At 52.1% G+C, this 13809-nt stretch carries 12 protein-coding genes; 9 read left to right on the top strand and 3 right to left on the bottom strand.

All coding sequences use genetic code 11. The features are described from left to right. Window positions 1-288 precede the first annotated feature (288 nt). Genes ACYVAD_RS22805 through ACYVAD_RS22795 form a run of 3 tightly spaced genes read left to right on the top strand, consistent with a single transcriptional unit; the run spans window position 289 to window position 4544 of the window. A complete protein-coding gene (locus ACYVAD_RS22805; RefSeq protein WP_461141852.1) occupies window positions 289-1821 on the top strand; it encodes an ankyrin repeat domain-containing protein in 1533 nt (510 codons plus the stop codon). Between the two features lie 5 nt (window positions 1822-1826). Then, window positions 1827-2321, top strand: a complete 495-nt coding sequence (locus tag ACYVAD_RS22800; protein ID WP_461141851.1) for a DUF2271 domain-containing protein — start codon at window positions 1827-1829, stop codon at window positions 2319-2321. 24 nt (window positions 2322-2345) lie between these two features. Next, on the top strand, window positions 2346-4544 hold the full coding sequence (locus ACYVAD_RS22795) for a PepSY domain-containing protein (protein WP_461141850.1): 2199 nt from the start codon (window positions 2346-2348) through the stop codon (window positions 4542-4544). A 5-nt stretch (window positions 4545-4549) separates the two neighbouring features. Here the strand turns inward: ACYVAD_RS22795 and ACYVAD_RS22790 are convergent, their stop codons facing one another. Beyond that, entirely contained in the window at window positions 4550-5665 is a 1116-nt protein-coding gene (locus ACYVAD_RS22790; RefSeq protein ID WP_461141849.1) for a Gfo/Idh/MocA family protein, read from the bottom strand. A 252-nt stretch (window positions 5666-5917) separates the two neighbouring features. On the opposite strand from ACYVAD_RS22790, the gene ACYVAD_RS22785 reads away from it, so the two are divergent. From ACYVAD_RS22785 to ACYVAD_RS22765, 5 genes are all read left to right on the top strand, one after another. After that, on the top strand, window positions 5918-6781 hold the full coding sequence (locus tag ACYVAD_RS22785; RefSeq protein WP_461141848.1) for an SDR family oxidoreductase: 864 nt from the start codon (window positions 5918-5920) through the stop codon (window positions 6779-6781). A 53-nt stretch (window positions 6782-6834) separates the two neighbouring features. Next, window positions 6835-7749 (top strand): helix-turn-helix domain-containing protein, encoded by a 915-nt coding sequence (locus tag ACYVAD_RS22780; RefSeq protein ID WP_461141847.1) that lies wholly within the window; start codon window positions 6835-6837, stop codon window positions 7747-7749. A 94-nt stretch (window positions 7750-7843) separates the two neighbouring features. Further along, window positions 7844-8710 carry an NAD(P)H-binding protein gene (locus ACYVAD_RS22775; protein WP_461141846.1) on the top strand — a complete coding sequence of 289 codons (867 nt, stop codon included), beginning with the start codon at window positions 7844-7846 and terminating at the stop codon, window positions 8708-8710. Between the two features lie 20 nt (window positions 8711-8730). Then, window positions 8731-9639 (top strand): helix-turn-helix domain-containing protein, encoded by a 909-nt coding sequence (locus ACYVAD_RS22770; RefSeq protein WP_461141845.1) that lies wholly within the window; start codon window positions 8731-8733, stop codon window positions 9637-9639. Window positions 9640-9736: 97 nt separating this feature from the next. After that, the gene (locus ACYVAD_RS22765) at window positions 9737-11218 is read left to right on the top strand and encodes a DUF1593 domain-containing protein (RefSeq protein ID WP_461141844.1); all 1482 of its coding nucleotides are present in this window, start codon (window positions 9737-9739) and stop codon (window positions 11216-11218) included. A gap of 2 nt (window positions 11219-11220) precedes the next feature. Here ACYVAD_RS22765 and ACYVAD_RS22760 read toward each other — a convergent pair whose 3' ends face one another. Continuing rightward, window positions 11221-12207 (bottom strand): FAD:protein FMN transferase, encoded by a 987-nt coding sequence (locus tag ACYVAD_RS22760; RefSeq protein ID WP_461141843.1) that lies wholly within the window; start codon window positions 12205-12207, stop codon window positions 11221-11223. Between the two features lie 215 nt (window positions 12208-12422). Between ACYVAD_RS22760 and ACYVAD_RS22755 the strand changes: the two genes are divergently transcribed. Further along, on the top strand, window positions 12423-12881 hold the full coding sequence (locus ACYVAD_RS22755) for a hypothetical protein (protein ID WP_461141842.1): 459 nt from the start codon (window positions 12423-12425) through the stop codon (window positions 12879-12881). A 2-nt stretch (window positions 12882-12883) separates the two neighbouring features. Here ACYVAD_RS22755 and ACYVAD_RS22750 read toward each other — a convergent pair whose 3' ends face one another. Then, window positions 12884-13789 (bottom strand): sugar phosphate isomerase/epimerase family protein, encoded by a 906-nt coding sequence (locus ACYVAD_RS22750; protein WP_461141841.1) that lies wholly within the window; start codon window positions 13787-13789, stop codon window positions 12884-12886. Window positions 13790-13809 lie beyond the last annotated feature (20 nt).

Below are 13809 nucleotides of genomic sequence, written 5' to 3'. Positions count from 1 at the left end.
GGCTTTTTGTCTAGTGTTTTGTTTTAAAGCCAATGACAAAGATAGTACGGTATACAACGAATGAATGACTCTTCTTACAGCCAATCTCGCCCGATCAAACTTTGCTTCAAACTTGGGTCTGTACCTATATAGTTATTCCATTGAGCAGGATTTTCCGGGGCAAATGACTATTCTTTCACAAGAACCAATCTTATTTAGACTTATTCTTATTAATTTGCGCTCGATTCGCGCTTTCGTCACGAAGCGTATTCGAAAGTCAGTACTCCACGTGTCTCGTAGTTCATCTATATGAAAAAGCTATTCAGTGCCGTTTTAGTGAGTCTTGCCCTTTCCGCTCAGGCGCAAAAAAACGTTCTGCTAGAGCAGGCGTTCTGGCAAAGTAAGCCTGGTGTCGACCAAATAAAGGCCGAGATTGCGAAAGGCAACAGCCCCTCTCAGTTTAACCCGTCCAGCTTTGACCCCGTTGTGCTGGCCATCAATTCGCAGGCTCCCAACGAAACCATCAAATTCCTGGTCGAACAACCCGGAAATGACGTGAATAAAATCACCCATGACAGCCGGAATTATCTACACTGGGCCGCTTTTCGGGGTAACGTAGAAATCGTTGACTACCTGCTTGGGAAAGGCGCTAAAGTCGGCACAGAAGACAGCCACGGTGCTACGCCCCTGAATTTTGCCTCTGGGGCTGGCGTAACCGATACGCGGGTGTACGATCTGCTTGTTAAGAACGGAGCGAGTCTAAAAAAAGATGTCAACCACGATGGCGCGAATGCACTGCTGCTGGCCGTAGCCAACGATAAAGACCTGAAGTTGACGGATTATTTCATTTCGAAGGGCTTGGATCTAAAAAGCACCGATGCCGCTGGAAACAATGCATTTAGCTATGCCGCCCGTGGCGGAAACATCGACGTCCTGAAAGCACTACAACAGCGTGGTGTTCCAGTTGGTCCGACGGCGATGATTATGGCTAGTCAGGGATCGCGTCGCGGACCGGCGCCTATGGACGTGTTCCAGTATCTGGAAAGCGTAGGTGTTAAGCCAACCGCGACGAACAAAAACGGGGAAAATGTGCTGCACGCGCTGGTACGTCGCCCCGGCCAGAACGCGTTGGTGGAGCATTTTATCAGCAAAGGTGTTGATATCAATCAGGCCGACGAAGAAGGGAACACTCCCTTCATGAACGCAGCGGCTTCGAACCGCGACGTGGCGGTCCTGGAAATGCTGTCGTCGAAAGTAAAAAACTTCAACCAGAGCAATCAGAAAGGCGTTACCGCGCTGGCGATGGCCGTACGAGGCAACTCACCCGAAGTTGTTACGTATTTAATCGACAAGGGCGCGGATGTGAAAGTAACCGACAAAGCAGGCGACAATCTGACCGCCTATCTGATCCAGGGCTACCGGCCAGCCGGTCCTATGGGTGGTGGCCCCGGCCAGGGCGGACCTGGACAAGGTGGTCCAGGTGGTACCAGAACGGACGAGTTCGGCGCAAAACTAGCGCTGCTTCAGCAAAAAGGACTGGATGTGAAAGCACCGCAGAAAAACGGCAATACGCTTTATCATCTGGCGGTGGCTAAAAATGACCTTTCGTTGGTAAAGAAACTGGAACCGCTCCAGATTGATGTCAACGCCAGCAATGCTGAAGGCATTACGGCTCTGCACAAGGCAGCCATGATTTCAAAAGACGACGCGATGATGAAATACCTGCTATCGATCGGCGCCAAGAAAGAGACCCCAACCAACTTTAAAGAAACCGCCTACGACCTGGCCAGCGAAAATGAATCGCTGTCGAAAGGAAACGTATCGCTCAATTTTCTGAAATAATTCGCATGTCCTGTTTTTCTAAAATCAGCCTGCTGGCGTTGCTGTTAACGTTCGCTAGCCCAGCCGTTACGCAGGCCCAGCAAGCTAGTCCAGCCAAGTATAAGTGTATGATTCAAATGACCAACTACATGGGCGAAGGCGCCTATATTGTTGTGTCGTTGATCAATCCTAAAGGCGCCTACGAAAAAACGTTGTACGTGTTAGGCTCGGACAAAAAATGGTATCCCGATCTGAAAGAATGGCATAAAGCGCTGGCCAAGAAAACGCCCAACATCAGTGCCATTACGGGAGCGTCGGTAAGCGGTGGTGATCGCAGCGTGACCATGCTGGACCTCGATCCGACGAAGATCGACAAGGGTTACAAACTGCGGTTCGAGAGCGCCGTTGAAGACAATAAGTATTACGCCAAAGATCTGGAGATTCCGCTGACGGCCGAGGCCCTTTCCGCCAAAAATGAAGGTACGGGCTACATTCGCTACGTCCGTTTCAGTGCCAACTAACGCTCCCACTACGGAGTCGAACGCATGACAATTTCTATCTGGAGATACAGCCACTTAGCCCTGGCTGTATCTTCTTTTCTTTTATTGGCCCTGGCATCCGTCACGGGGATCATCCTGGCTGTCGAACCCATTCTGCAAAAAGCGCAGCCGTATCGAGTCGACGGTTTTTCGGAGATCACCCTGGCTCAGACGCTGCCCGTCCTCAAAAAGAGCTACAGCGAAATCAGTGAATTGAGCGTCGACGCCAACGGCTTCGTTCAGTTGCAGGGCAGCGATGAAAACGGCGATAACCTGACGGTCTACGTTGATCCGCTTACGGGCAAATTGTTGGGCGTTCCTACCAAACAAAGCGAATTTTTTCAGTGGGTAACGGGGTTACACCGGTCGCTGTTCCTGCACGAAACGGGCCGTTTCTTTATTGGCCTGACCGCCTTCCTCCTGCTCCTCATTACCGTATCGGGCACGGCGCTGATCATTCAGCGGCAGCGGGGCATCAGACGGTTCTTTACCCGCATCGTACGCGACAACTTTGCCCAATATTACCACGTCGTACTGGGGCGTCTATCGCTGATTCCGATCCTGATTATTGCGCTGTCGGGCACTTACCTCTCGCTCGACCGCTTCCAGTTGTTAGGTAGCATCGAGAAAACCGCGTCAAAAATCGACCTCGACGCCGTGAAAGATACTCCGCAGCTGAAGCTAGCCGACATGCCGGTGTTTCAAACCATTCGGCTAGCCGACGTACGAAGCGTTGAGTTTCCCTTTGCCGAAGATCCTGAAGAATTTTACGTTCTCAAGCTCCGCGACCGCGAACTAACGGTCAATCAGATCACCGGCGATGTTCTGAACGAGGCACCCTACCCAACAACCGTCCTGCTGGCAAATCTAAGCCTGAATCTGCACACGGGTCGGGCGAGTAGTGTTTGGGCCGTTATTCTAGCCATTGCGTCCGGAAACATTCTGTTTTTTATCTGGTCGGGTTTTGCCATCACGCTAAAACGGCGCGGGAACCGTGTTACCAACAAATTCACAGCCGATGACAGCCGGTTTGTCATTCTGGTTGGGTCGGAGAATGGCAGTACGTTCCGTTTTGCGCGAGCTGTGCACGAACAACTGATCAACCAGGGCGAGCGAGCGTACCTGGCCGAATTAAATAACTATACGACCTACCCCAAAGCCGAGCATCTGATTATCATGACGGCGACATACGGGCTAGGCGACGCTCCCACTAACGCGAAACGCTTCGCTGCGTTACTGGAAAAACAGCAACAAAACCAGCCAATTACGTATTCGGTTGTGGGGTTTGGCTCCCGCTCCTACCCCGATTTTTGCCAGTTTGCTTTTGAGGTCAACACGCTGTTGTCGCATCAACCGTGGGCTACTCCGCTGGTCGATATTCACACGGTCAACGATCGCTCGCCGGAGGAATTTAACCTCTGGGCCGAAGCCTGGTCGCAGCAGGCTGATTGCCCACTGCCCATTTCGTCGGATCTGGTACAGGTGCCGGCCACGCAGTTGGACAAACTAACCGTAACGACCAATACCCGCACGGCTCAACCCGACGGCACGTTCCAGGTACGGATGCGTCCCCTACGTCGGCAGCGCGTTACGTCGGGCGATTTGCTGGCTATTTATCCCGCCAATGATCACCGCGAACGACTTTATTCAATTGGCGTTATTGATAACGAGGTTCAACTGAGTGTCCGGCTGCATCCTAATGGGCTAGGCTCTACGTTCCTGCACGAGCTGACTCCTGGCCAGACGGTACACGCCCGGATCGTCAGCAACGCCCATTTCCACTTCCCAACGAGCGCTCCGGCTGTTGTGATGATTGCTAACGGCACCGGCATTGCTCCTTTTCTGGGCATGATTAGTCAGAACAAACAGGCTACCCCTTGCCATCTTTACTGCGGTTTCCGGCATAGTACGTCGTTTGACGTATATCGGGCGTTTCTGGAAACCAACAAAGCGGCCGGCCAGCTACAGGAATTACACGTTTCCTTTTCGCGGGAAGGCAATAAGCAATACGTCAGCGATTCACTTTCGCGCGATACTGACTTCATCGCGAATGTGCTGCTGACCAAGGGCGTTCTGATGCTCTGTGGGTCGCTAGCGATGCAGAAAGACGTACTAAACCTGCTGGAAACCATCTGTCAGGATAAACTGGGGCACTCCTTGAGCCACTATCAGTCGCGTGGGCAGATTTTGATGGATTGCTACTAAAAAGCCTAGAGGGCCGGTAAGGCAATCTTATTACCACTATCGGCCGCCCGGTAAATGCCTTCAATTACGCGCATGTCCCGGCGGCCCTCTTCGCCGGAAATATGCGCTGGCAACGGCTTTTTATCCAGTATATGTTTGGCAACGTCGTCCAGCAAAGCGGCCTGTTGATTGATCGTGGGGAAATTAAACGCTCCCTGACTACTGCGCCCCTGAAATGGCCCATAACTCAGGGCCGGACTGAGTTCGAAAAAGCCCTCATCCGCCGACGCGTAGAACCGGTCGATGTTGCAGTTTGACGTACTGGCCGACGTACACACGGCCCCGCTCGGAAACGTTAGTTGCCAGGTTATGTTCTCCTCGACTTCCTTGAACAAATCCGGCAGTGTAACCGGGCCGTACTGCGCCGTAACAGATACGGGTTCTTCACCCAATACGTACCGCCCGCTCTGCACACAGTAGACACCCAGGTTCATTAACGGACCTCCGCCAGCCAGGGCTTTTTTTAGGTGCCAGTCGTTGGGGGGCGTACCGGCAAGCCGATACCCTAACGAAGCCTCTATCATACGTACCTGACCGAATATTTTCTGCTGCCCAAGCCGTTGCAGTTCGATGTGGTGCGGCTCATAATGCAATCGGTACCCAACGGCGAGTTGTACTCCGGCCTTCCGACAGGCCTCAATCATTTCCTGACAATCGGCGACCGTAAACGCCATTGGTTTCTCGACAATAACGTGTTTACCGGCCTGAGCGGCTCGAATGACATACTCTTTATGCAGGCCGTTGGGCAGCGTGATATAGATCAGATCAATATCAGGGTTATTACGTAGTTGATCGAAAGTCTGGTAGGAGTAGACATTCTTGTCGGCCAACTTATATTCCTGCTTCCATTGTGCAGCCTTGGCAGGCGTCCCCGTAACGACTCCGGCTAATCGACAGTACTTTGATTCGGCGAAACCATGTTTGAGTACGTTTGCGTAACGGCCCAGACCACAAAGAGCTACGTTCACCTTGCGGGTTTCGTGCTTCTGCGCGTGCGTATCGGCTGCGAAAGCAGAGGAACCGATAGCACCGATCCCCACACTGATAGTCTGAATAAACGTCCGTCGGGTAAAGCTGGTCATAGCAACAAAGTCAAGAGTAATTCTAGACCGAAAGTATGGGATAGGCATGAAGTTCGCCCGTATATTCCACAAAAGGGCCAGGATTTAGACAAGTGGAAACCGTTGCTACTTCTAAGCCGGCAAGCAGCGACGGCGTAAACGCAGTCAGGGCATTCTGCACTGCCAGTTAATACGACTACAACAATCATAAATCTGGCTACGGCTGTTCGTAGATTACGGCGGACCTTTGCCCCGACCAAAACGAAAACAGCTATGATTTTAGTAACCGGAGCTACCGGACACCTGGGCGGGGCCGTTATTCGGCAACTGCTACGTACGATACCAGCTAGCCAGATCACGGCCTTCGTCCGGGATGAACAGAAAGCCGCCCCACTGCTCGATCAAGGCGTAACCCTGCGCATTGGGACGTACGATGATGTCGACTCTCTTGACAGCGCCATGCAGGGCGTAGCGACAATGTTGTTGATTGCGGGAACGGACGAAGCAAACCGGGTTCGGCAACATGAGAACGTCGTGGATGCTGCCCGGAAAGCGGGTGTTCAACGAATTGCCTACACGAGCCGGGCGTTGAAGGACCGCGCTACGTTGGTGAACCGGCTGATGGAAGCCCACTTCCAAACCGAAGATTACATTAAGGCCAGTGGACTATCGTATACGCTGTTTCAGAACATTCTGTACATGGATGCCATTCCACAGTTCGTTGGTGGTGATGCCGTTTTCGAGCGGGGGATTTACGTACCTGCCGGTGGAGGCAACGTTTCATTTGCGTTACGTAGCGAGATGGGCGAAGCGATGGCCAATGCCCTAGTCGCTGAACACAATGGTAACGTAACATACCAGCTCACGGGCAGCCAATCATACTCGTTTTATGATGTAGCCGCTGCCCTGACTGATATTTCTGGCAAGTCAGTCGTATACACCCCGGCGGAGCCAGTTGCTTTTGAAACGAAACTAAAAGAACGCGGTCTACCCGACGTGGTAGCCCAACGAATTACCGGTTTCATCACCGACATTGCCAATGGTCAGGAAGACGCCGTAAGCTCTGATCTGGAAAACCTACTTGGCCGGAAACCGACTTCGCTTAAGGAAGGGTTAGCCTTATTGTACAATTTGTAAGGCTCGCTACTGACCTCATCTCGTCTCAAATCAGGTTACAAGCCATTCGTACTATGCCAACGGAGCACCCCACACGAATTGATTCCATACTAGCTTATCATCAGCTTGTTGGGCTTCCCAAACCGGAGCATCCGCTGATTAGCCTGGTACGCTTTGACGACATCAAACCAAGAGGAGTTGACAAACCGAAAAGCATTATTAATGACTTTTACTCGGTTGCCCTGAAGCGAAATTTTAACGGCAGGCTCAAATACGGCCAGCAACAGTACGATTTTGACGAAGGGGTCATGGTCTTTCTGGCCCCCGGTCAGGTACTTCGCGTTACGTCCGACGAACCGTCTGCTCATTTGGGCTGGCTGCTGATGATTCACCCTGATTTTTTGTGGAATACGCCCCTGGCTACGGCCAGCAAACAGTATGCGTATTTCGATTATTCGGTGAACGAAGCGCTGTTTTTATCCGCAAAAGAAGAAGCCACAATCACGGCTCTACTCCAGACGATTCAGCAGGAATACCAGGCGACAATTGACAAGTTCAGCCAGCCTATCATTATTGCTCATCTAAGCGCCCTGCTGAACTATGCCGACCGTTTTTATCAACGCCAGTTCATTACCCGCCGTATCACAAATCACAAAATTCTGAATCAGTTCGAGTCTGTTCTTGACAGCTTTTGCACCGACGACGAACTGCAAAAGAACGGTTTACCAACGGTTGGAGATCTAGCCGAAAAACTCAGTATATCGCCTACGTATTTGAGTGGTCTGCTTAAGACTATTACCGGCAAGAGTACGCAACACCACATTCACGATAAGCTAATTGAACGGGCGAAAGCAAAACTCTCGACGACCGATTTATCCGTGAGTGAGATTGCCTACGCGCTGGGCTTCGAGCACCCGCAGTCGTTTAGCAAGCTTTTCAAGAGCAAGACTAACTGCTCCCCGTTGGAATTCCGGCACTCGTTCAACTAAAAACAACCGGTGATTTGGCTACAACAATAGTGGAATTGATTAGGTCTGCCTTTCCAGGGCCACCGACCTTTGTTTTACTCAAAAACACAGGGCCATGAATAGTATCATCACGGGATCACTAGGAAATATCAGTCAGCCACTTACGCAGGAACTCGTAAAAAAGGGTCATGCTGTTACGGTCATCAGCAGCAGCTCTGATCGGCAGGCGGCCATTGGTTCGGTCGAGGACGCCGACTTTCTGGCTAGTACGTTCAGCGGGGCCGATATCGTCTATTGCATGGTGCCGCCCGCTTATTTCGCCAACCCGGCCATTGAGCCGTTGGAATTCTACCGCAGCACGGCAACTGCCTATGCTCAGGCAATCCGGCAGGCGGGGGTAAAACGAGCCATTCATCTGAGCAGTTTTGGGGCCGACCTCGATCACGGAACTGGTTTTATTTTGGGGTCGCATAACGTCGAAACCATTCTGAATGGCTTGTCAGATGTAGCGATCACGCACATGCGTCCTACGTCGTTCTACTATAACCTGTTTGGCCTTATCGGTCAGATTAAACACACGGGACGAATTGCAGCCAACTACGGGGCCGATGATGTTATTCCGATGGTTTCACCGATAGACATTGCGGCTGCCATTGCCGACGAGATGGCCTTACCCGCTGAACACCGAAAAGTACGTTACGTGGCCAGTGACGAACCAACCGGCAACGAGGTTGCCGCCAGTCTGGGGAAAGCCATTGGGCAACCTGATCTGAAATGGGAACTCATCAGCGATGAGGAGACGCTGACGGGCCTGACAGCGGCTGGTATTCCAGCGCACCTTGCCGCCGGTATGGTTGAGTTGTATGGAGCGCTTCATAGTGGCCGGCTACAGGCTGATTACATCCGTAACAAACCTACGTTGGGCCAGGTTAAGCTTGCGGATTTTGCGGCTGATTTTGCTGTGGGCTTCAACCGATCGTAAATCAACCGTAAACGTCAGCCATGCAACCGATCAGGATCAGGACAATCAGCGAATTCCATCAACTCCGGCATCTGCCCAAGCCAGATCACCCGCTGGTGAGCGTAATCAACCTCGACGATATGCCCCTGTCGGTAGATGAGTCGACGACGCAGGTACTGGACTTTTATTCGATTGCTCTCAAACGGAACCCCAACAGTAAGATAAAATACGGGCAACAGGCGTATGATTTCGACGAGGGGGTTCTGTTTTTTATCGCGCCCGGGCAAGTCTACAGCATCGAAACACCAGCTAACGAAGCACCAGCTCACACCGGCTGGATTCTGCTCGTGCATCCTGATTTCCTGTGGAATACACCCCTGGCTAAAACCATTCGGCAGTACGAGTACTTCGATTACTCGGTGCACGAAGCCCTGTTTCTGTCCGATAAGGAAGAGACAACAATCATAGGAATCATACGTAGTATTCAGCAGGAGTACCATACCAGTATCGACGTGCTGAGTCGCGATATTATCGTGGCTCAGCTTGACGTTTTGTTTAAATACGCGGAGCGGTTTTACAAGCGGCAGTTCATCACCCGCAGCATCACCAGCCATAAACTGCTGAACCGAATGGAAACGATGCTAGCCGACTATTTTGCGGAAGGCTCACTGGCCGAGAAAGGATTGCCGACCGTTCAGCGCGTTGCCGATGCGCTCAACGTATCGCCCAACTACCTGAGCAGCCTGCTTAAAGCGCTGACCGGCCAGAATACGCAGCAGCACATTCACGAAAAACTCATCGAGAAGGCGAAAGAGCAATTATCGACGACTGATTTGTCGGTGAGCGAAATCGCCTACGTACTGGGCTTTGAACATCCGCAGTCGTTCAGCAAACTGTTCAAAAGCAAGACCAATTACTCTCCGCTGGCGTTTCGGCACTCGTTTAATTAATCCTCTTCAGCATTCGGTAGTTGCTCAGGAACGGGTATTTTTCGGGCACACGGTTGTTTCTGTTGTCAGGCTTATGGTCCTTACAACTCGCTCCCCAATGCATTTCCGTTTTTCGTTACTCATTCTGCTCCTGGTCAGCAGTCTATTTGCGCCGACTACGCTATTTAGCCAACCCAGACCAGGTGACTCTCCCAAAACCTCAGCGTCAACCCGCAGTCGGGTGCTGGTATTGAGCGATATCGAAGCCGACCCCGACGATTCGCAGTCGCTGATCCGGTTTCTGCTGTACGCCAACCAATGGGATACCGAAGGGCTTATTGCCACAACGTCGATTCACCAGAAAACTCGTATCGCGCCCGAAACTATGCACCAAATTCTGGATGCATACGGGAAGGTACAGCCCAATCTGATCAAACACGAAATGGGTTACCCCACGGCGCTGGCGTTGAAGAAGCTGATCAAAAAAGGCTTACCGATTTATGGGATGGCGGGTGTTGGTCAGGGTCACGAATCAGAAGGGTCCAACTGGATCATCCGTGTGCTGGAACGGCCCGATCCCCGGCCCCTGTGGGTCTCGGTCTGGGGTGGCGTCAATACGTTAGCGCAGGCTCTGTGGACGATTCGGGAAACGCGTTCGCCGGAGAAAGCCGAGCAGTTATACCGCAAGCTCCGCGTGTACACCATTTCCGATCAGGACGATGCTGGCCCCTGGATTCGTAAAACGTTTCCGTCGATCTTCTACATCTGCACACCCGGCTACGGCTACGAACAGGCTACCTGGTCGGGCATTAACATCCGCGAGCCGGGTAGCCAGCCCGACGTTATCAGCAACGAATGGCTGGCCCAACACATTCAGCAGGGGCATGGCCCACTGGGCGCTCTTTACCCCGACGTAGCGTACGGCATGGAAGGCGATACGCCCGCGTTTCTAGGTCTAATTCCCAATGGTCTGAATAATCCAGAGCACCCCGACTACGGCGGGTGGGGTGGACGCTATCTGCTTTACCAACCCAAAACGCTGTTTACCAGTCGGCATCGACCAGCCGGTGCCCCCGCCGACGAACCGGAAACCCGACCCATCTGGACCAATGCAGTAGATTCCCTGATTTATCCGCGTCCTCCTTACGGCCCTTCTCCAGCCAGTGCAGAAACGCCCGTCAAGAACAACCGGGTAACCATCTGGCGGTGGCGCAAAGAATTTCAGAACGACTTTGCTGCACGCATGGACTGGTGTATCAAACCCTACGCAGCGACGAACCACCCGCCCGTTCCGGCCCTGGCGCACCCCGATTCCTTTACGGTTCGGGCGGGCGAGGTATTTCACCTCAACGCAGCCGGCACGACTGATCCGGACGGCGACTCCATGAGCTATACCTGGCAGCAGTACCCTGAAGCGGGCACGTATCCCGGTCTGATCAACTTCTTTCCCTATGCCTTCAACATTTATGACCTGCCCGTTACGGCTCCCAGCGTAACAAGCCCGCAAACAATTCATTTTATTTTGAAGGTAACCGATAAGGGTACTCCACCGCTTACTCGCTACAAACGGGTGATTGTTCAGGTGCTTCCTAAAACGTAGTCTTATAAATTACGTTGCTTGAGCCCCAGGCCGGGCGATGAGAAAATCTGTCCTTCGTCGGTAATGAGGATGTACTGATAGGCCGGGTATTTTTTAATTAGCTTCAAACCAGCCTCTTTACCCAGCACCATTATGGACGTGCTAAAGCCGTTGGCCCGTTCGGCGCTGGGGCCAAACACCGTTACGCTGCTGACACCCGTGGCCGGGTACCCCGTGCTGGGGTTAATGATATGAGCGTATCGTTTGCCATTGAACACCACAAATTTTTCATAACTACCCGACGTAACGACGGCTGGCTTATGCAGGGGAACAACGGCGAAAATCGTGTCATTGTGTAGCGGATTGGTAATACCAATGGACCAGTCGCGGCCATCGGGCTGCTTGCCCCAGGTACTCATATCGCCCGAGCCGTTGACGATACCGGCCTTGATGCCTTTGGCCAGCATTATGGCCCGGCAGCGGTCGGCCGCATAGCCCTCCCCCAGCGCTCCGAAGCCTATTTTCATGCCTTTCTTTCTGAGAAAGATGGTCGACTTCGCCCGGTCGAGGACGATGTTCTGATACCCTACATTCCGAACCGAATTTTTAATTGCCTCCGGACTGGGCATCTCGGTCATCGAGCCGTCGAATTTCCAGATGCGGTCCATAGCCGCAAAACTGATGTCAAACGCGCCGTTGGTAAGTGTAGAGAGATGCAGGGCTCGTTCTGTCAGGGCGAGTACTTCGGGATCGACCTTTACCGGAGCGATTCCGGCGTTTTGATTGACTTTGGAAATTTGCGTGTACGATCGCCAGTCGGAAATAAGATCTTCAATACGGGTTACTTCTGCAATAACTTCGTCGATGTGCTGCTCGGCTGACAGTGAATCCTGGGCAACAATAGTAATGTCGAATCGACTGCCCATCAGCTTTACCGTCCGTTTCCGCAATACCTGCGCCTGAACGCTCCATCCCGACACAAGTAATAGCAGCAAAAGCACCTTTTTCATCCCGCAAAAATCGGCAGGATTAATCGAAATACGGCGTCTTGTCCCAATCGCTCTGCATTTTCTCACCTTGTAAAAATTGTTCCTTACCTAGACCACGCGTTTAGCCAACACGGCTCTCTTACCGTTGACATTAACGAGCAGAGACCATTAACGCGATAAAATAACCGGTCCGCTTCTTTTTTACGTTCTACTGGCTCAACCTTCACTTAGTCAAGATGAAACACCTTCTTCTTTTCGTCTTTGCTGGCTTAGTTTTAGCAGCCTGCTCCAAAAAAGACGACCCAACTCCGTCGGGACCAGCATCAACCGTTGCCGGTAATTATACCTTGAGTGCGTTTCTACTGTTAGACGGGGCGGACACGTTGTACCTACCGCAGTTGCCGACGACAAACCAAACCCAAAATGTTACGGTCTCTGGTACACTCGGCATTACGCAGGTGAATAACTCCACTAATTTTGTCGATATGCTGGTAACGCTAAAAGCCACGGGCTCCTCCGATGCAACGATCCCACTCGACAGCGTCGAAGTACGGCAAAACGGCAGTTCATACGATCTCTACCTGAGGACATTACCGCTGGGCACAACTGACGGAAAAACAGTCAAATTCGACGTATCACAGACTGATCCGCAAACCGGCGATCGCTTTCGCATTGCCTTCAATGCCCAGCGATAGGGCTATTTTACTTTTTCCAGAAATAGCAGGCTGTCAGGCACCTGTTCCATCGACCGCGACGATTCGTCCTCGATGAAATAGTGCCTGACAGCCGTTTTTTTGGCCTGTTTCATAATGGCCGGGATGTTGACATCACCTTGGCCCAATGGCACATTAGACTCCACATCGGCGTGGCCGGTTTTACCATCAGGCGTGCCGGGTTTCCGATCTTTTAGGTGCATGAGCGTAAAACGACGAGGGTACTTCTGCAACAACGCCACAGGGTCAAGCCCAGTCGATTTTACCCAGTACACGTCTATTTCGAAGTTGACGTACTTAGGATTTAGGGTAGCTACGAGGTAATCGAAGAACGTACTGTTTTGGGGGGTCACTGTCGGTCCAGCCTGGTTAGTTCCTGACTGAAATGACCCGGCCTGGACTGGCCCAGGCTGGAAGGGTTGAAATTCGTAGCCGTGGGTATGATAACAGAGTTTGAGATCGTTTTCGGCCAGTAACCGGCCCGCCGTATTGAACACGTCGACAGCGTCGTTGGCGTTGTAAATCGTGAACGTATCGCCGGGATGCGGAATCCAGGCGCAGGTAACGTACTTCGCCCCCAGCGCCTTAGCCTGTTCGATAACGCCCGGTATATTGTTTTCCAACTCCTCAAAGCTCGCTCCAGTACTAATAGCCTTGATTCCGTTCTGATCCAGTAGTTTCCGAAAGTCGGCTGGACTGAGTCCATACGTACCCGCCACTTCGACCTCCCGAAAACCCATTGCCTTCACCTTGGCCATCGTTCCCGGAACATCCTTTTCAAACTGTGTCCGGAAACTGTAGAGTTGTAATCCCACGGGGGCAGCTTTCTGCGCCTGAGTGTTCATCACTACGCCAACCAAGCAAGCAAATAAGGCAATTAGGGTTTTCATGCCTGAATCTAATCAACCAG

This window comes from Spirosoma pomorum, from assembly GCF_054776615.1.
This window is presented reverse-complemented; position numbering and strand designations above follow the sequence as displayed.

Bases quoted from the DNA above. Each gene is read 5' to 3' on its own strand.
- ACYVAD_RS22780 (WP_461141847.1), top strand. From the start codon at position 6,835: ATGCCAACGGAGCACCCCACACGAATTGATTCCATACTAGCTTATCAT.
- ACYVAD_RS22770 (WP_461141845.1), top strand. From the start codon at position 8,731: ATGCAACCGATCAGGATCAGGACAATCAGCGAATTCCATCAACTCCGG.
- ACYVAD_RS22775 (WP_461141846.1), top strand. From the start codon at position 7,844: ATGAATAGTATCATCACGGGATCACTAGGAAATATCAGTCAGCCACTT.
- ACYVAD_RS22805 (WP_461141852.1), top strand. From the start codon at position 289: ATGAAAAAGCTATTCAGTGCCGTTTTAGTGAGTCTTGCCCTTTCCGCT.
- ACYVAD_RS22750 (WP_461141841.1), bottom strand. From the start codon at position 13,789: ATGAAAACCCTAATTGCCTTATTTGCTTGCTTGGTTGGCGTAGTGATG.
- ACYVAD_RS22800 (WP_461141851.1), top strand. From the start codon at position 1,827: ATGTCCTGTTTTTCTAAAATCAGCCTGCTGGCGTTGCTGTTAACGTTC.
- ACYVAD_RS22795 (WP_461141850.1), top strand. From the start codon at position 2,346: ATGACAATTTCTATCTGGAGATACAGCCACTTAGCCCTGGCTGTATCT.
- ACYVAD_RS22790 (WP_461141849.1), bottom strand. From the start codon at position 5,665: ATGACCAGCTTTACCCGACGGACGTTTATTCAGACTATCAGTGTGGGG.
- ACYVAD_RS22765 (WP_461141844.1), top strand. From the start codon at position 9,737: ATGCATTTCCGTTTTTCGTTACTCATTCTGCTCCTGGTCAGCAGTCTA.
- ACYVAD_RS22760 (WP_461141843.1), bottom strand. From the start codon at position 12,207: ATGAAAAAGGTGCTTTTGCTGCTATTACTTGTGTCGGGATGGAGCGTT.
- ACYVAD_RS22755 (WP_461141842.1), top strand. From the start codon at position 12,423: ATGAAACACCTTCTTCTTTTCGTCTTTGCTGGCTTAGTTTTAGCAGCC.
- ACYVAD_RS22785 (WP_461141848.1), top strand. From the start codon at position 5,918: ATGATTTTAGTAACCGGAGCTACCGGACACCTGGGCGGGGCCGTTATT.